The sequence below is a fragment of the Virgibacillus sp. 7505 genome (assembly GCF_002272135.1).
GTDB lineage: Bacteria > Bacillota > Bacilli > Bacillales > Amphibacillaceae > Terribacillus.
On record NZ_NPBF01000521.1, the window covers coordinates 1 to 204 of the forward strand.

Here is a 204-nt window from a genome sequence, read left to right on the forward strand (position 1 = left end):
CTTTTGAATAGCCTATCCCCATTTGCACGAGATCAATCGTTTTTGTCGTTACGAACAGCGAAATTAATGCATACAAGGCCATTTCGATATGAAAGACAAACGCCGACGTGATGACAACGAGGCCGTCAATCATGCCGACACATATGCCAGCTGAAAGCCCTGTAAATTTTTGCACAATCTGTGCCAGCAGATCGGTCCCACCCG

The 204-nt window shown here is 46.6% G+C and carries 1 protein-coding gene; it reads right to left on the bottom strand.

Annotation, left to right across the window (positions count from 1 at the left end):
* Nucleotides 1–204, bottom strand: a 204-nt coding sequence (locus tag CHH91_RS20055) for a YitT family protein (protein ID WP_141234300.1), incomplete at both ends; no start/stop codon positions are given.